Annotated in this window: 17 protein-coding genes and 1 tRNA gene; 11 read left to right on the top strand and 7 right to left on the bottom strand. The window is 73.4% G+C overall.

Features of this window, described 5'->3' with window-relative positions:
- The first annotated feature begins 15 nt into the window (after positions 1-15).
- Together ABTY62_RS44335 and ABTY62_RS44340 are read left to right on the top strand one after the other, a co-directional pair.
- The gene (locus ABTY62_RS44335) at positions 16-1,326 is read left to right on the top strand and encodes a sensor histidine kinase (RefSeq protein WP_352135064.1); all 1,311 of its coding nucleotides are present in this window, start codon (positions 16-18) and stop codon (positions 1,324-1,326) included.
- Positions 1,323-1,943: a response regulator gene (locus ABTY62_RS44340; RefSeq protein ID WP_352135065.1), complete on the top strand. Its 621-nt coding sequence runs from the start codon at positions 1,323-1,325 to the stop codon at positions 1,941-1,943. The genes ABTY62_RS44335 and ABTY62_RS44340 overlap by 4 nt, the downstream gene beginning before the upstream one ends.
- Here the strand turns inward: ABTY62_RS44340 and ABTY62_RS44345 are convergent.
- Positions 1,940-2,638, bottom strand: coding sequence for an alpha/beta fold hydrolase (locus tag ABTY62_RS44345; RefSeq protein ID WP_352135066.1), 699 nt, complete (start codon positions 2,636-2,638; stop codon positions 1,940-1,942). The two genes, ABTY62_RS44340 and ABTY62_RS44345, sit on opposite strands and share 4 nt — an antisense overlap.
- Before the next feature lie 77 nt (positions 2,639-2,715).
- Between ABTY62_RS44345 and ABTY62_RS44350 the strand changes: the two genes are divergently transcribed.
- The gene (locus ABTY62_RS44350) at positions 2,716-3,351 is read left to right on the top strand and encodes an alpha-ketoglutarate-dependent dioxygenase AlkB (RefSeq protein WP_352135067.1); all 636 of its coding nucleotides are present in this window, start codon (positions 2,716-2,718) and stop codon (positions 3,349-3,351) included.
- A 116-nt stretch (positions 3,352-3,467) separates the two neighbouring features.
- Positions 3,468-3,540 (top strand) — tRNA-Gly (locus ABTY62_RS44355).
- A 59-nt stretch (positions 3,541-3,599) separates the two neighbouring features.
- Here the strand turns inward: ABTY62_RS44355 and ABTY62_RS44360 are convergent.
- The 4 genes from ABTY62_RS44360 to purD all read right to left on the bottom strand — a co-directional run bounded on the left by ABTY62_RS44360 (position 3,600) and on the right by purD (position 9,850).
- Complete coding sequence (locus ABTY62_RS44360) at positions 3,600-4,520, bottom strand: phosphoribosylaminoimidazolesuccinocarboxamide synthase (protein WP_311729120.1); 921 nt, start codon at positions 4,518-4,520, stop codon at positions 3,600-3,602.
- Positions 4,521-4,637: 117 nt separating this feature from the next.
- A complete protein-coding gene (locus tag ABTY62_RS44365) occupies positions 4,638-6,203 on the bottom strand; it encodes a N,N-dimethylformamidase beta subunit family domain-containing protein (protein ID WP_352135068.1) in 1,566 nt (521 codons plus the stop codon).
- A gap of 192 nt (positions 6,204-6,395) precedes the next feature.
- On the bottom strand, positions 6,396-8,204 hold the full coding sequence (locus tag ABTY62_RS44370) for a hypothetical protein (RefSeq protein ID WP_352135069.1): 1,809 nt from the start codon (positions 8,202-8,204) through the stop codon (positions 6,396-6,398).
- A 329-nt stretch (positions 8,205-8,533) separates the two neighbouring features.
- On the bottom strand, positions 8,534-9,850 hold the full coding sequence (purD, locus tag ABTY62_RS44375; RefSeq protein ID WP_352135070.1) for a phosphoribosylamine--glycine ligase: 1,317 nt from the start codon (positions 9,848-9,850) through the stop codon (positions 8,534-8,536).
- A 288-nt stretch (positions 9,851-10,138) separates the two neighbouring features.
- Here purD and ABTY62_RS44380 point away from each other — a divergent pair, with 288 nt between their 5' ends.
- From ABTY62_RS44380 to ABTY62_RS44410, 7 genes are all read left to right on the top strand, one after another.
- On the top strand, positions 10,139-10,372 hold the full coding sequence (locus ABTY62_RS44380) for a putative ATP-grasp-modified RiPP (protein ID WP_502997644.1): 234 nt from the start codon (positions 10,139-10,141) through the stop codon (positions 10,370-10,372).
- Between the two features lie 3 nt (positions 10,373-10,375).
- Positions 10,376-11,377, top strand: a complete 1,002-nt coding sequence (gene tgmB, locus ABTY62_RS44385) for an ATP-grasp ribosomal peptide maturase (protein WP_352135072.1) — start codon at positions 10,376-10,378, stop codon at positions 11,375-11,377.
- The gene (gene tgmC, locus ABTY62_RS44390) at positions 11,355-12,554 is read left to right on the top strand and encodes an ATP-grasp peptide maturase system methyltransferase (protein ID WP_352135073.1); all 1,200 of its coding nucleotides are present in this window, start codon (positions 11,355-11,357) and stop codon (positions 12,552-12,554) included. Before tgmB ends, tgmC begins: the two co-directional genes overlap by 23 nt.
- A gap of 121 nt (positions 12,555-12,675) precedes the next feature.
- On the top strand, positions 12,676-13,266 hold the full coding sequence (locus ABTY62_RS44395) for a DinB family protein (RefSeq protein ID WP_352135074.1): 591 nt from the start codon (positions 12,676-12,678) through the stop codon (positions 13,264-13,266).
- Positions 13,267-13,274: 8 nt separating this feature from the next.
- Complete coding sequence (locus ABTY62_RS44400) at positions 13,275-13,751, top strand: GNAT family N-acetyltransferase (RefSeq protein WP_352135075.1); 477 nt, start codon at positions 13,275-13,277, stop codon at positions 13,749-13,751.
- Between the two features lie 27 nt (positions 13,752-13,778).
- Positions 13,779-14,093, top strand: a complete 315-nt coding sequence (locus ABTY62_RS44405; RefSeq protein ID WP_352135076.1) for a MazG-like family protein — start codon at positions 13,779-13,781, stop codon at positions 14,091-14,093.
- 199 nt (positions 14,094-14,292) lie between these two features.
- On the top strand, positions 14,293-15,024 hold the full coding sequence (locus ABTY62_RS44410) for an SLATT domain-containing protein (RefSeq protein WP_352135077.1): 732 nt from the start codon (positions 14,293-14,295) through the stop codon (positions 15,022-15,024).
- A gap of 16 nt (positions 15,025-15,040) precedes the next feature.
- Here ABTY62_RS44410 and ABTY62_RS44415 read toward each other — a convergent pair whose 3' ends face one another.
- A complete protein-coding gene (locus ABTY62_RS44415) occupies positions 15,041-15,601 on the bottom strand; it encodes a hypothetical protein (RefSeq protein WP_352135078.1) in 561 nt (186 codons plus the stop codon).
- Positions 15,571-16,014, bottom strand: coding sequence for a hypothetical protein (locus tag ABTY62_RS44420; protein ID WP_352135079.1), 444 nt, complete (start codon positions 16,012-16,014; stop codon positions 15,571-15,573). Before ABTY62_RS44420 ends, ABTY62_RS44415 begins: the two co-directional genes overlap by 31 nt.
- Between the last annotated feature and the right edge of the window lie 7 nt (positions 16,015-16,021).

Here is a 16,021-nt window from a genome sequence, read left to right on the forward strand (position 1 = left end):
GGAAGGACAGGATTGGTGATACGGCGATGGCGGCGGCGCAGCCGGCAGGCGCGCGTGGAGCTGTTCACGCGATGGACGCTGTACGCGCTGCCCTGGATCATGCTGCTCGCCATGGCCGGTCCGCTGCCCGAGAGACTGCGGTCGGAGGCACCGGCGAACGGGCTGGCCTGGGGGCAGTTCGGCCTGGCGGTGGTCCAGAACCTGCTCGCGATTCCGCTGCTGCGGCGGGGGATCGAACACCGGCTGCGCGAGCAGGCGGCGCCGCGGGGGCTGTTGGCGCTCGCCGGGACGATGATGGTGGTGGGGCAGTGCGCGGGGGTGGCGCTGCTGGTCGTGGACGGTGCGGCGGAAGGCTCGGCGCTCGTCTCGGCGGCCACGATGAACACGCTGCCGTTCTCCCTCGCGTGCCCCCTGCTGCTGTCCGTCCGCGCCCTCACCCTGGTGCACGCGGGGGTCGCCGCAGCGACGCTCGCGGCGCTGGCCGTCGCGGGGGCGGGCGTCCTCCTGTCGGTGTCCTCCGCCCTGGCGGTGCTCCTCATGGCCGGCCTGTCCGCGTTCTCGGTCCGCAGCTCGATATGGATCCTGGAAGTGATGTGGGAGCTGGACGCGAGCCGCGAGGTGCAGGCGCGGCTCGCGGTCGCGGAGGAGCGGCTGCGATTCGGCCGCGATCTGCACGATGTGATGGGCCGGAACCTGACGGTGATCGCGCTCAAGAGCGAGCTCGCGGTGCAACTGGCGCGGCGGGGGCGGCCCGAGGCCGCCGAGCAGATGGTGGAGGTGCAGCGGATCGCGCAGGAGTCCCAGGAGGAGATCCGGGACGTGGTGCGCGGCTACCGGGAGGCGGATCTCCAAGTGGAGCTGGCCGGAGCGCGATCGGTACTGCGGGCGGCCCGCGTCGACTGCCACATCGACTACCGGATCCCGGACGACGGCGACGGCACGGGCGCGGGCGGGGAACTGCCGCCCGCGGTGCGGTCGGCGCTGGCGTGGGTGGTGCGCGAGGGCACGACCAACGTCCTGCGCCACGCGGAGGCGGCCCGCTGCACGGTGCGGGTCGGGATGGGGCGGACGACGGACGGGGGCCGTACGGCGGTGCTGGTCATGGAGAATGACGGGGTGCCCGAGGTGGTGCCCGAGGTGGAACCCCGCGTACCCGGTGCCTCCGGCAACGGGCTGAAGGGGCTGCGGGAGCGGCTGGTGCCGCTGGGCGGCACGCTGTGGTCCGCGCCCGGGGAGGGCGGGACGTACCGGCTGCGGGCCGAACTCCCGCTGAACGAGCGCGAGGAGCGCGAGGGGCGCGAGGCGCCTGAAGGGGTCGGTGTATGAGCGGGACTTCCGCGATCCGCGTGCTGCTCGCGGACGACGAGCATCTGATCCGGGGCGCCCTCGCCGCGCTGCTGTCCCTCGAAGAGGACCTGCTGGTCGTCGCGGAGGCCGCGTCCGGGCCCGAGGCGCTCGCGATGGCCCGGGCGCACCGGCCCGACATCGCGGTGCTCGACCTCCAGATGCCCGGCGCGGACGGGGTGTCGGTGGCCGCCTCCCTGCGGTCCGAGCTGCCCGGCTGCCGGTCCATGATCGTGACCAGCCACGGCCGTCCGGGCCACCTCAAGCGGGCACTGGAGGCGGGGGTACGGGCCTTTCTGCCCAAGACCGCGTCGGCGCAGCGGCTCGCGGAGATCATCCGCACGGTGCACGGCGGCAACCGCTACATCGACCCCGGCCTCGCGGCCGACGCGATCAGCGCGGGCGACTCCCCGCTGACCGCCCGCGAGGCGGAGCTGCTGGAACTGGCGGCGGACGGCGCGTCCATCGCGGAGATCGCCCAGCGGGCGGGGCTGTCGCAGGGCACGGTCCGCAACTACCTGTCCTCCGCCGCGTCCAAGATCCCCGCCGAGAACCGCCACGCGGCCGCGCGCCTGGCGCGCGAGCGCGGCTGGATCTAGCGAGCGGCGGCCTCACTCAGAATCCGGGCCAGCTCCTGGGGCTGGGAGAGCATCGGCCAGTGGCCGGTGTTCATCTCGACCAGCCGCCAGCGCTCGCTCTTCAGCAGCTCGACCACGTCGTCACTCGGCTGCGGCCAGTCGAGCAGGCACTTGATGTACGTCGCGGAGAGCTCGGTGAGCGGGCGGGACAGCCGAGCCGGTTCGGTCAGGGAGACGCCCGGGTGCGGGGTCGCGCGGTCGACGATGCGGGCGATCTGCTCGTCCGTGAGTCCCTGGCCGGCGAACTCGTCCGCCGCGAGCGGCGGCCAGAAGCCGCCCGTCTCGGCGATCGAGGCCTCGATCGCCGCCCGCCCGTCCACCCAGCCGGAGACGAACGACTCGCCGTCGGCCGGCACGTTGGAGTCGACGAAGACCACATGGGCCAGCCGGTCGCCGATCCGCTCGGCGGCCTGGCCGACCGGGATCCCGGCGTAGCTGTGCCCGACGAGGACGACATCGCGCAGGTCGAGGCGTTCGACCTCGTCGACGATGTCCGCCACGTGGGTCTGCTGGCCGGCGGGCACCCCGCGCTTCTCGGCGACCCCGGACAGCGTCAGGGCATGGGCGCCGTGCCCCGCCGCCCGTAGCTCCGGGACCACCTCGTCCCACGCCCACGCCCCCAGCCACGCACCCGACACCAGCACGAATTCAGCCATGCGGGGAACGTAGCGCAGGAGTCGACCGCGGCGCAGTTAATCGCACAGATATTCGGGTGGCCGGTTATCCTGGACGCATGCCCTCGTACTCCCAGGGCCTCCAGGGCTCGCTCTTCGACCAGGCCGACGACATCCGTCTCGGCCCGCTGGGCGATATGCGCAGGACGGTGCTCGGCGACGGGGCCTGGATCGATCTGCTGCCCGGGTGGCTGAGCGGGGCGGACGCCCTGTTCGCGCGCCTCGTCGACGAGGTGCCGTGGCGGGCGGAGCGGCGCCACATGTACGACCAGGTCGTGGACGTACCGCGGCTGCTCTCGTTCTACGGCGCCGACGACCCGCTGCCGCACCCCGCCCTCGGCGAGGCACGGGCCGCGCTCTCCGCGCACTACGCCGCCGAGCTGGGCGAGCCGTTCACCACGGCCGGGCTCTGCTACTACCGGGACGGCCGGGACAGCGTGGCCTGGCACGGCGACCGGATCGGCCGGGGCGCCCGGGTGGACACGATGGTCGCCATCCTGTCCGTGGGCGCCCCGCGCGACCTCGTGCTGCGCCCGCGCCGCGGCGGGGCCACCGTGCGGCGGCCGCTCGGGCACGGCGATCTGATCGTGATGGGCGGCTCCTGCCAGCGGACCTGGGAGCACGCGATCCCCAAGAGCACCCGGGCCACGGGGCCGCGGATCAGCGTCCAGTTCCGGCCGCACGACGTCGCCTGACGGCGGGAACGGGGCCCGTGCGGGGAATGAGGTAGTTCGCTCGTCTCGGGTTTGGTTATAGTGGAGGCGCGCCGGACGGAATCCGTCCCGAATCCGGACGGAAGACACCGGCGCATGCGGACGTAGCTCAGTTGGTAGAGCGCAACCTTGCCAAGGTTGAGGTCGCGAGTTCGAGCCTCGTCGTCCGCTCTTGTGAGGAAGGCCCTGGCCACATCGGCCAGGGCCTTCGTCGTGCCGCCGCCCGGCCGTCAGGCCCAGCGGCTGCCGGTCAGGCGCTCGTACGCCTCCACGTACTTCGCCCGCGTCCGCTCCACGACCTCCGCCGGCAGCGGGGGCGGCGGCTGCTCGCCGCGGTGGTCCCAGCCGGAGGCCGGGGAGGTCAGCCAGTCGCGGACGAACTGCTTGTCGAAGGAGGACTGCGGGCGCCCCGGCTGCCACTCGTCGGCGGGCCAGAAGCGGGAGGAGTCGGGGGTCAGCACCTCGTCGGCCAGGACCAGCTCGTGCCCGTCCGCGCCGCCCTCGGCCAGGGCGTGGCCGAACTCGAACTTGGTGTCGGCGAGGATGATGCCCCGGTCGCGCGCGATGTCACGGCCCCGGTTGTAGACCGCGAGCGTGGCCTGGCGCAACTGGGCGGCGGTCTCGGTGCCGACCCGGCGGGCGACCTCCTCGTACGACACGTTCTCGTCGTGCTCGCCGACCTCGGCCTTGGTGGCCGGGGTGAAGATCGGGGAGGGCAGCTCGGAGCCGTCGACCAGGCCCTCGGGGAGGGCGATCCCGCAGACCGTACGGTCCTCCCGGTACTCGGCCAGGCCTGAGCCGGTCAGATAGCCGCGGGCCACGCACTCCACCGGGAGCATGCTCAGCGACTGGCACACCAGGGTGCGGCCCGCCCAGTCGGCGGGGGCGCCCTCGGGGATCTCGGTGGCCAGGACGTGGTTGGGCACGAGGTCGGCCAGCTGGTCGAACCACCAGAGGGAGAGCTGGGTGAGGATCCTGCCCTTGTCGGGGATCTCGGTCGGCAGCACCCAGTCGTAGGCGGACATCCGGTCGCTGGCGACCATGACGAGGTCGCCCTTCTCGTTCCGGTAGAGATCGCGCACCTTGCCTGTGTGCAGGTGCACAAGGCCCGGCACCTCCACCGGCTCGGGCTTCTCCACGAATCCGGACACGGTTCCTCCTGGTGGGTTTGTCCAAGACCCCCACGATTCTGCCCCACGCCCCACCGCGCGGCCGACGCGGGGCGCACCAGGCGTGGCCTGGGGCTTCGGCCCTGGCCCAGGCGGCGCCTAGCCGCGTTTGCAGATGCGGTCCAGGAGGTTGGCGGTGGCGCGCTGCACCCGGACGTCGGTGTGGCCGGGGCGGTCCAGGGCCGGGGTCCAGGCGAAGGTGCCGGACGCGAAGACCAGGGCGCCGCTGGGCGCGCGGTACAGGGAGGTGTCCTGGTGCCGGGTGACGCCCTCCGCGTCCCGGTACGGGGAGTGTGCGAGCAGGATCCGGCGCAGATGCCCGGGCAGGCTGGTGCGCGGGAAGTAGCGGTCGGCCTCGCCCGCGACCAGGCCGGGCAGCTCGTCGCCCTCGCCCGCGCCGGTCGCCTCCCACAGCCAGTGGCTCGTGTTCCGGACGATCAGCGGGGACGGCGTGGGCACCGGCCCCGCGTACTGGATGCCCAGCAGCTGCTGCTCGGGCGCGGTCTCCCGCCACTGCGCCGAGCGGCCGGGGCCGCGGCGCTTGTGGCAGGTCAGCAGGCGGTCCGGGCCGGAGGGCGACGGCGCGAGGCCGACCTGCCAGTACATGGTGTTGGCGGAGAGGAAGACCAGCGAGGTGCCGGCGTCGCGGGCCGCCTCGACGGCCCGCCGCAGCGGGGCCGACCAGTACTCGTCGTGGCCGGGGAAGACCAGCCCGCGGTAGCGGGCCGGGTCGACGCGGCCCGCGTGCAGATCGCGGGTCTCGGCGTAGGCGAGGTCGTAGCCCATCCGCTCGGCCCAGCGGATGAAGTCGTACGCGTGGCCCACGTGCAGCGGCAGCCCCGCGCCCGCGTACGGCCGGTCGAAGGAGACCGTGACCGCCGCCCGGGACTCGCCGAGCAGCCGGCCGCGGTCGTCCCACGCGTGGTAGAGGCTGGCGCCGCTCCGGCCGTCCTCCGGGTAGAGGTTGTACGCCTGCCAGGTGATGTCCGGGAGGACGAGCAGGAGGTCGGCGGGGTGGGGGTCGCGGACGGTGAAGGGGATGTGGCTGCGGTAGCCGTCGGCGGTGGTCAGCACGGCGACATACGCGCCGGGGTTCCAGTACGAGGGGATCTGGAGCCGCCAGGACAGCCACCAGTGGTGGCAGGAGACGGTGCGGTCGGCGGCGAGCGGGGGCGGCTGGACGATGCCGGACAGCCGGGGGCTGCTGGTCATCTTCGCGGCGCCGTCGCCGCCGTAGTGGCCGACGCGGTAGACGTCGACGCTGAACTGCTGGGGCGGGTCGACGGTGATCCGGAAGTCGATGGCCTCGCCGGGGGCGGCGGCGGAGGCGGAGGTGAAGCCCTTGATCTGGCGGTGTATGTCGTCGGCGGTGCGGATGGAGGGGATATGGCCGGGGCCCGGGTCGGCGGCCTCGCCGGGGCCGACGCCGACGCCGGTCATCTCGAACGTCCGGGGGGTTCGGGTGGCCCCGGTGGCTCCCGCGGTGCCGAGGGCCCCCGTGGCCGGGTCGTGCTCCACGTACCAGGGGACCAGGCGGCCCGTCTCGCTGAAGTAGGTCTGCCTGCCCCGCAGCCAGGGCAGCGGGCCCTGGCCGAAAGGATCCGTCACCGCGTGTGCGAGCGCTCCCGACTCCCAGCGCCGGACCGGTTCCGTGGCGTCGTCCACGACTGGCTCCCCTCCCTGCCTCCCCCGGGCGGCCTGTAGCCACCACCACCCCAGGACATCACATTACGCACCCACTCAGTCACTGATCGTCGCGACTTTGCCGAACCCAGACCCGGAGCGTTCACGTCCGGGTTTCATCCGGTCGGCCCTTGATTTACCGGGCTGAGGTGTTCAGTCCGTGATGCCCGGCCGTCAGACCAGCCGGACCGGCTTCTCCGGCCGCACGCCCGCCTCGCCGAGCCAGGCGCGCAGCGGCTCGGCGTCGCCGTCCTCGACCAGGCTCAGCACCGGGTGCGCCAGATCCGCCCGCCGCCGCCCGCCGATCATCAGCGCGGGCCCGTCCAGCCAGTCGAGGCCCGGCGCGGCGCCCGCGGTGTCTATGGCGGCGCAGCACACCATGGCCGTGACATGGTCGGCCAGCAGCTCGCGGCCGCTGCGGGGCGGCTGAAGCGGGAACAGCGGCGCGAAGCCGTCGATCCACGGGTCGCCGCCGGAGCCCGGCCCCTCCCCCGTACGCACCCCGGCCGTCTGGCCGGGCGCCGCCCGGGTGGCCGCCTGGCGGACGGCCTCCTCGCGGGCCAGCTCCACGCTGAGCCAGGTGGCGACCTCCTCGCCGAGCCGCCCGGTCGGGGCGAGGTCGGGGGCGGCGGTCAGCCGGTCCATGACCCGGGCGAGGGTGGGCGCGGCGGGCTCGGGGCCCTCCCTTGTGGCCGCCTCTGTGGCCGCCTCTCCGGACGCCGCGGAGCCCGCTCGCCCGCCGCCACCGGAGCCGGCCTGCTCGTCGAGGACGCGGTGCAGCCGGGCGGCCTCCACGCGCCATTTGCGGTCGACGACCTCCTCCGGATACTCGCCCCAGTCGACCGGGGACCAGTCCGGGCCCGGCTCGCTCGGGCCGCCGTGGAACAGCCGGGCGGCCAGCAGGGACGTCGCCTCGTCGATCACGCCCGGCTCCTCCAGGAGGTCGCAGGCGGGCCGCTCGCTGAGCCGGGAAGTGAACCCCTCGGCGAGCCGGTCGCGGCGGGACAGCTCGGTGAGGGCCGCGACCACGCCCGCGTCCAGACGGGACGGCCAGCGGCCCATCCGCCACGCGGGCAGCGCGACCCTGGTCAGCAGCCGGTCCCACCCCGCGTACGCCAGGCCCACCTGCTCCTGGGCCACGATCCGCAGGCCGTAGTCGACCGTCTGGGCGCGCTCGGAGGCGGCCGCGGCGACGGCCCGCTCCATCACGGCGGCGTGGTCCCGGCAGCCGCGCAGCAGCAGCCGCGCGATCCAGCCGAGGAAGGCGAGGGCGGGGCGGCGCACCGCCCGGCCGAGAGCCGGGCCCGCGCCGCGGCCCGAGCCATGGCCCCCGCCGTGGGCGGCGACGGCCACGGCGGCGTCCAGGCCGCGGACGAAGCGGCGGGCGGCGGCTATGTCGGGGTGCGTGGAGGGGCCGGTGCCCGCGACCACGGGCGCGAGCAGGGCGCGCAGCTCGGCGACGCGCATCCACCACAGGAACGGCGAGCCGATCACCAGCACGGGCGGCTGCGGCACCCGCCGCTCGCCTCTCCCCAGGACCGCCGCACCGGTCGGCACGCGCTCCGCCGCGGCCGCACCACTGCCGCGGGGGCTGTGCGCCCGGTGCGTACGGTCCTCCAGCCAGCTGTCGCAGTCCGGGGTGAGCGCTATCGCGGACGGGGCGGGCACCTCCAGCCGGTCCGCCAGGTCGCGGACGAGGCGGTAGAGGTCAGGGGCCGTCTCCTCGGGGATGGGCACGGTGGGGCTCAGCGCGGGCCGGGCCCGGACCACCACGGCCGCCACGGCGGCCGCCAGCAGCAGCGCCACCACGGCGCCGCCGACCACCGCCCAGCGGACGGCCGTCCAGCCCTCGTCATGGGAGCCGCCGATCCGGCCGGTGGCGCCCCCGGCCAGCAGTACGACGGCGGCCGCCGCCGGGAGGAGCGCGACCGCGAGCGCGGTGCTCCGGATCCGCAGCACCGCGAGGGCGCGAGCGCGCGCCACTTCTGCGCCTGCTTCCGGACCTGCCACGGTTCCATCACCCCCTGCTGTCCAGCCGATCTTCGAACAGCGGACGACGGCGGTGTTGTGCCCTTACCCACCCCACTGTCGCACCGGCCGCCCGCGCCGCAATGCCGGTGGGCCAGTTGCCGCACCGCGCCTGAGCGGCACACTAGTTGGGGCCCCGTGCGTGCGTCAGCAGGATGCCGGGAGGGCTCACCCGATGGAATGGCCTTGGTCAGAACCGGGAACTTCTCCAGGAGCTTTCTGGACGCTCACAGGCCCTGCTCAAGCGCTCCTCAATCCCTTCTCCAACCCTTCTCGACCGGGCCTCAGGCCGATGCCGCCCCGGGCCCCGCCTCCACGGCCGCCTCCGCCGCCGCGTCAGCCGCCGCGTCCGCCGCCGCCCTGGCGGCGATGTCCGAGCGGTGGTGGGAGCCGTCCAGCCCGATCCGGGTGACCGCCTGGTACACCCGTTCGCGCGCCTTGGCCAGGTCGGAGCCGGTCGCGGTCACCGACAGCACCCGGCCCCCCGCGCTCACCACGTCACCCGAGGCAACGTCCCGCTTGGTGCCCGCGTGCAGCACATACGCCCTGGGCCCGTCCTGCTCCGCCACCTCGTCCAGGCCGGTGATCGCGTCACCCGTACGGGGCGTGTCCGGGTAGTTGTGCGACGCGATCACGACCGTCACCGCCGCGCCGTCGCTCCACCGCAGCGGCGCCAGCGAGTCGAGCCGCCCGGTCGCGGCGGCCAGCAGCACACCCGCCAGCGGCGTCTTCAGCCGGGCCAGCACCACCTGGGTCTCCGGGTCGCCGAAGCGCGCGTTGAACTCGATCACCCGCACCCCGCGCGAGGTGATCGCGAGACCCGCGTACAGCAGCCCCGCGAACGGCGTCCCCCGGCGGCGCAGCTCGTCCACGGTCGGCTGAAGCACGGACGCCAGCACCTCGTCGACCAGCTTGGGGTCCGCCCACGGCAGCGGGGAGTACGCGCCCATGCCGCCCGTGTTCGGGCCCTCGTCGCCGTCGTAGGCCCGCTTGAAGTCCTGCGCGGGCTGGAGCGGGATCACCGTCTCGCCGTCCGTGACGGCGAACAGCGACACCTCCGGGCCGTCCAGATACTCCTCGATCACCACGCGGCCGCAGGCCAGCGCGTGCTCGCGGGCGGCGGCGAGGTCGCTGGTCACGACCACGCCCTTGCCGGCGGCCAGCCCGTCGTCCTTGACGACGTACGGCGCGCCGAAGGCGTCCAGCGCCTCGTCGATCTCGGCCTCGCTCGTGCAGACGTAAGCGCGGGCGGTGGGCACGCCCGCCGCCGCCATCACGTCCTTGGCGAACGCCTTCGACCCCTCCAGCTGCGCCGCCTCGGCGGACGGCCCGAACACCGGGATCCCCCGCGCGCGCAACGCGTCGGCCACCCCCGCCACCAGCGGGGCCTCCGGGCCGACCACCACCAGCTCCGCCTCCAGCGAGGCGGCCAGCTCGGCGACGGCCGCGCCGTCGAGGGCGTCGACCGTGTGCAGCTCGGCGACCTCCGCGATGCCGGCGTTGCCGGGAGCGCAGTGCAGCGCGCTGACGTCGGGGTCGAGGGACAGTGCGCGGCACAGGGCGTGTTCGCGGGCGCCGCTGCCGATGACGAGGACCTTCACGGTATGCAGCCTATTGCCTCCCCGCCCCACCCCCCGGCCCCGGGGGCCCGGCCGCCCCCTCGCGGCGGCCGTGCGGGCCGTAAAGGACGACGAGCACGGCCGCGGCCTCTGCGCGCGACGGACGCGCAGTGACCGCCCACGCGACCCGACCTCCCTCACGGAACGTGGCGCATTCATCGCGGTCAGCAACACCTACGCTACCGGCATCCGTTCAGGCGGGAGCCGCCCGGCTGCCCGCTTCAGGCAAGGAAGGGATCTCACATGGAGACGCTTGAGGCACCGTGGGCGATGCGCCTGGTCACCGACCGGCTGCCGGTCGGCCCGCCGTCGTACGCTGCCGTGACGCTCGACCAGGTCACGCAGACCGCGATCTACACCGACGCCGCCGGGCAGGTGGTGGAGATGGGCAGGCACGGCACCTCCAAGACCACCGGCACCGCGTCGATGTCCGGTGGCGGCGACGGGCAGACGCCGCAGCCGCAGACCCAGGACGACAACACCACCGACTACGAGTCGGACTGACCGGTGGCGGCTCCCCTCGTCCTGGTCGTCACGGCGCTGGAGGACGTCACCGCCGACCGGGTCATTACCGCGCTGAACGAGCGGCAGGTGCCCGTCGCCCGCGTCGACCCCGCCGACATCGGCGGCCGCCTGACCTTCGAGGCCCGTATCGGCGCCGGGTCAACCCTCTGGGGCGGGCGGTTGCGTGCGGGCGGCCGTGAGGTGGAGCTGGGGGAGGTGACGGCGGTGTACCACCGCCGCCCCACCCCGTATCCCGTCCGGTTCGGCCACCTCCCACAGCAGCAGCGTGACTTCGCGGCCGCCGAGGCGCGGCATGGGCTCGGCGGCATCCTGAACCACCTGAAGGGCGCCCTGTACGTCAACCACCCGGCTGCGGTCACTCGCGCGGACTTCAAGCCCGCCCAGCTCCAGACCGCCGCCCAGCTCAAGCTCACCATCCCGCCCACACTGGTCACCAACGATGTCGAGCAGGCACGGAAGTTCGCCGCCGAGCACAGGCGGATCATCTACAAGACCTTCCGTGGCCTGCCCCGGAGCGAGGACGGGCACACCGGCGCGATCTGGGCCCAGCGCGTCGACCCGAAGATCTTCGACGACTCGCTGGCAGTGACGGCCCACCTGTTCCAGGCCGAGGTGCCCAAAACCGGGGATGTACGGGTGAGCGTGGTCGGCCGCCGCGTGTTCGCCCAACGGATCGCCGCCCCGGACGGCGCGCTGGACTGGCGCCGTGGCGACTGGGACCAGCTGATCCACGCGCCCATCGCGGTACCCGCCCCGATCGAGGCCGCGCTGCAAAGCTACCTGGCGGCCTTCGACCTCGTGTTCGGCTGCTTCGACTTCGCCCTCACCGGCGACGGTGACGAGCCCGGACACTGGACCTTCATCGAGTGCAATCCGAACGGCCAGTGGGGATGGCTCCCGGACGCCGACCAGATCACTCAGGCGTTTGCCGACATCCTGAGCAGGAAGGAGGCGGTGCCCCGTGACGACGCCCGCCGACGTTGAAAGCGACGCGGCCCGCCTCCGCGAAGCGATGGCCAAGGCTCTGGCCGAGGCCGGCGTCCTCGCCGATTCCAGCTGGCAGGCGGCGGTGGAGACGGTGCCCCGACACCGGTTCGTGCCCGGCTTCTACCTGCCCGCAAAGGCCCGCGACAACAATGGGCTGACGGTGTGGGAACCAGTCACCGCCGATCTCGACCACCGCCGGTGGCTGGCCGCGGCCTACTCGGACGAAACGTTGATCACGCAGTTCGACGGCGACGAGCCCGACTGGAAAAACGTCGCCGTACGGCACGGCGGGGCACCAACGTCCTCCTCAACACTGCCGTCCCTGGTGGTGCGGATGTGGGCGGACGCGGACATCGCCGAGGGGCACACCGTGCTGGAGATCGGCACCGGCACCGGGTACTCCACCGCGCTGGCCTGCGAACGCCTCGGCTCCGCCGCGGTCACTTCCATTGAGGTGGACGGCCACCGCCTGGACCAGGCCGCCAGGGCGCTGTACGAGTGCGGCTATACCCCCACCCTGGCCGTGGCGGACGGGCTGTACGGGTACTGGCCCGAGGCGCCGGTCGACCGGATCGTGGCCGCATGCTCCTTCCGAGCCGTCCCGCCCGCGCTCCCGGCCCAGACCCGGCCGGGCGGGAAGATCCTGCTCACTCTGAGCGGCTGGCTCCACGGTTACGCCCGCGTCCTGCTCACGGTCGACGGCGACGGCACCGCCGAGGGCCGACTGCTCCCCGGCACGATCTCCTTCATGTCCGCCCGCACCCACGCGGCGCCGGCGTTCGGCAACCCCGCCCATTGGGCCGCCGACCTCCCTGCCGCCGCCCGCCGGGCGGAACACGGTCCGGAGCGGATCACCGCCGCCACGGAGTCGGCTTTCCAGCTGCGGTTCCTTGCCCAGTGCTCGGTGCCGGGCGCCCAGATGACACAGGTCGGCGAGGTGATGCACCTGGTCGACGTCGTCTCCCGCTCGGCCGCCACCCTGACTCCAGGCGAGGACGGGTGGCAGGTTCGCGAAGGCGGCCCGGTCCGGTTGTGGGAACGGATCGAGAAGATCATCACCGCGTACGACGCGGCCGGCCGTCCCGACCCCACGACGTTCACCCTGCACGTCCACCCCGACGGACAGCACCTACGACACCCGCAGATGCCCAACCTGTCGCTGCCCCGGCCCTGACGCGCATAGCTGAGCGCGGATGGCAGAGAGCCGGGCCCCGACCACCATCCGGCTGCCGGCCGACAGCGGCTCGACCGGCGAGCCCACGGCGCTGTCAGTGCAGTCTGCGAAACTTCCCCGCATGCCGGAAGCGAACTTCAAAGCGAATCTGCACCACTACCTGCGCTCCGCCCGCGAAGCCCTGCTGTGGAAGCTCGACGGGCTCTCGGAGTACGACGTCCGCCGCCCCCTGACGCCGACCGGCACCAACCTGTTGGGGCTGGTCAAGCACGCCGCCTGTGTGGAGCTGACGTACTTCGGCGAGGTGTTCGGGCGGCCGTCCGAGGAGCCGCTGCCCTGGCTGGCGGACGACGCCGAGCCCAACGCGGACATGTGGGCGGCCGCCGACGAGTCGCGGGAGGACATCGTCGGGCTGTACCACCGCGCGTGGAAGCACGCGGACGAGACGATCGAGGCGCTGCCGCTCGACGCGGCCGGTCATGTGTCGTGGTGGCTGGAGGGGCGCAGGGAGGTCACGCTGCACCAGATCGTGCTGCATGTGACGAGCGACCTCCAGCGGCACGCCGGTCACGCCGACATCCTCCGGGAGCTCATCGACGGGGCCGTCGGGATGCGGAGCGCCAGCAGCAACATGCCGTCGGTCGACGCGTCGTGGTGGGCGGAGTACCGGGACCGTCTGGAGCGGGTGGCCGGCGAAGCCGGGCGGGGCTGATCCCGCCGATGGACGTCACGCTTCGCGAGGTGAGAGACGACGACCTGTCCGTCTTCTGGGCTCAGATGAACGAGCCTGAGGGGATCAAGATGGCGGCGTTCACCGCCGAGGCCCCCTCCGACCGCGCCGCTTTCGACGCCCACTGGGCGCGGAACAGCCAGGACCCGGCGGTCACCCTCCGCACCGTGGTCGGCGGAAGCGGTGAGATCGTCGGGCACGCCGCGGTGTTCGGTCCGTCCGAGGAGCGCGAGGTCACGTACTGGATCGGGCGGGAGTACTGGGGCCGTGGGGCGGCCACCGCCGCGCTGCGGGAGCTGCTCGGCGCCGTACCGGAGCGTCCGCTGCACGCGCGGGCGGCAGCGGACAACGGAGGCTCCATCCGGGTGCTGGAGAAGTGCGGATTCGTGGTGACCGGCAGGGAGCGCGGTTTCGCGAACGCACGGGGCGAGGAGATCGACGAAGTGGTGCTCACCTTGGCCGGATGACGGTCGCGACAGGTACGTTCGCCGGTCATGGAAGAGACCTGGGACACCGTCCGCCGGCTCGTCGCATGGCTGGACGCGGAGAGCGCCGCGGCATCGCCGGAGGTCGCGCGGCTGCTGCGGGTGCTCAAGATCAGCGAGGAGGCGGGGGAGGTCGCCGAGGCGGTGCACGGCGTCATGGGCGGCAACCCCCGCAAGGGCGCCAGCCACACGTGGGCCGACGTGGAGCGGGAGTTGTGCGACGTCATCCTGACCGCCATGGTCGCGCTGGCGAGCCTGACCCCGGATGCGCGGAAGCGGTTCGAGGAGCATGTGTCGTACGTCGCCGACCGGTCGCTGGGGTGAGACCGTCGCCGGGTCGGCCCCGGCACTCTTTCGGGTGAGGGGGCGGACGCTCCTATACCGAATCACGCCCCTCGTACGGGCGGTTATCCCGCGAACCCGGCCGCGTGGCCAGCCGTTCGGCGGTAGGTAAGGTGGTTCCGCATCAGCCGCGCGCCAAGGGAGGCGTAGCGAGTACCTCAGCGCAGAGGGAGTGCCACGGGTGAGTCAGCCGGAGATGCAGCCCGAGGGGCTTCCTCGACAGGAAGAGGCGAACAAGCAGGGGGACCTGCTCGGCCGGCCCTTCCCACAGGGCGACTGGGGGGAGCCCGCCGAGCGTCTCGACGAGCTCTACCGGTGGGTCGAGGAAGGCGCGTTGCAGGTCGCGCGGTGGTATCTCACCGAACGCGTATGGAAGCGGCGGATCGCGCGGGCGCTGCGGGTAGGGGCGGCGGTCACGGGGGTCGTGGGGGCCATACTGCCGCTGCTGGATCTGAACGGGGTGCTGGGCGGCGGGGCCGGGTGGGGCTGTCTGATGCTGCTGGTCGCCGCCTCGTGTGTGGGGTGCGACCGATTCTTCGGGCTGACGTCGGGATGGATGCGGGACGTGGCGACGGCGCAGGCCGTACAGCGGCGGCTGGAGGCGCTTCAGTTCGACTGGGCGTCGGAGAGCGTGCGCGAGGTGCTCGGCCCGACCGAGGGCACCGCGGCCGAGGCCGTGGAGCGCTGCCTCGCCGTGCTGCGCCGCTTCTGCGAGGACGTGTCGGAGCTCGTACGGACCGAGACCGCCGGCTGGATGGTGGACTTCGGCTCCGGCTCGGCGCCGCTGTTCACCCAGGCGCTGGTGGCCCAGGGCTCCCGCCCGGACGGCGGATCCCCCGCGAACCGCTTCCCGATGCCCCCTGCCACCCGGCCCAACATGCCGCGCCAGCGCCCGCCGGAGCCGCCCCGCTGAGGCCTGCGCCCCGCCCTCAACCTCTCGGGCGGCGCTTGGTCTTCGCGCTCATGCGCTCGCGCAGCAGAGCCTGGTAGTAGCCGGACCGTTCCTCGTCCAGGTCGATCAACTCGCAGATGTCCGCCGCCGTCTCGGCGTCGTCCGCGCCGCCCGTGAGTCCCGTCCGCACGATCGGCCAGTAGCCCTCGCGGGCCTTGCGGCGGCACTCGTCGCCGAGTTCCGTCCGTCCCGCCGCCTGCTCGGTGGCGTGGGAGTCACCGCTGACCAGGTGGCACAGCGTGTCCAGGAGGTGGCGTCGGGCCGGCGGGGAGGGGTCCCCCGCCAGCGCGGCGAGGATCACGCCGACGGCGGGCACGGCCGTCTCGAAGAGGTTGGTGCCGATCTCGAGGTGGTTGTCGAGGGTGTACCCGATCATGTCCCGCGGTGTCCCGGCGGTGAGGATCGCCTCGAACATCAACGGCACATGTTCCGCGGACTCACCGCAGCCGCAGCTCAGCGCCGCCCAGTCGTGGCGCTCCAGCTCCGCGTGCACCAGCGCGCTGACGCTCAACCGCGCGCCGCCTGCTGGATCGCCCACTGGACCGCCGCCACCATCTCGTCGCGGTGCGCGATGTTGTGCCGCGACCACACCGGCGTCCGCCAGCCGGCGGCGATGCCGAAGCGCCGGCGCTCGCCGTCCCGCGTAGTGATATGGAGCACCGTCCGGCCGGCCGCCCCGACCGACGTGATGTCCTCGAGCCGCACGGCCCGCGCCTTGTTCGACCAGCCGACGATCAGGTCGATCGCCCTGTCGACGCCCGACGGGGCCGCCGAACCGGCCACCGTGCTGAGCAGCTGGCCCGCGAGCTTGGTGTTCAGCGGGCCGTGGTAGAGGCGGCGGTTGGTGAGGACGAGCAGACCGCCGATCAGCGCGAGTCCGGTCCCCGGAATGAGCACCGCGCCGGTCTTCACGCAGAGCACCCGCTCCCCCGGCTCCGGCGGCAACGTCACCCATAGC

This window comes from Streptomyces sp. NPDC097640, from assembly GCF_040302705.1.
Lineage (GTDB): Bacteria > Actinomycetota > Actinomycetes > Streptomycetales > Streptomycetaceae > Streptomyces.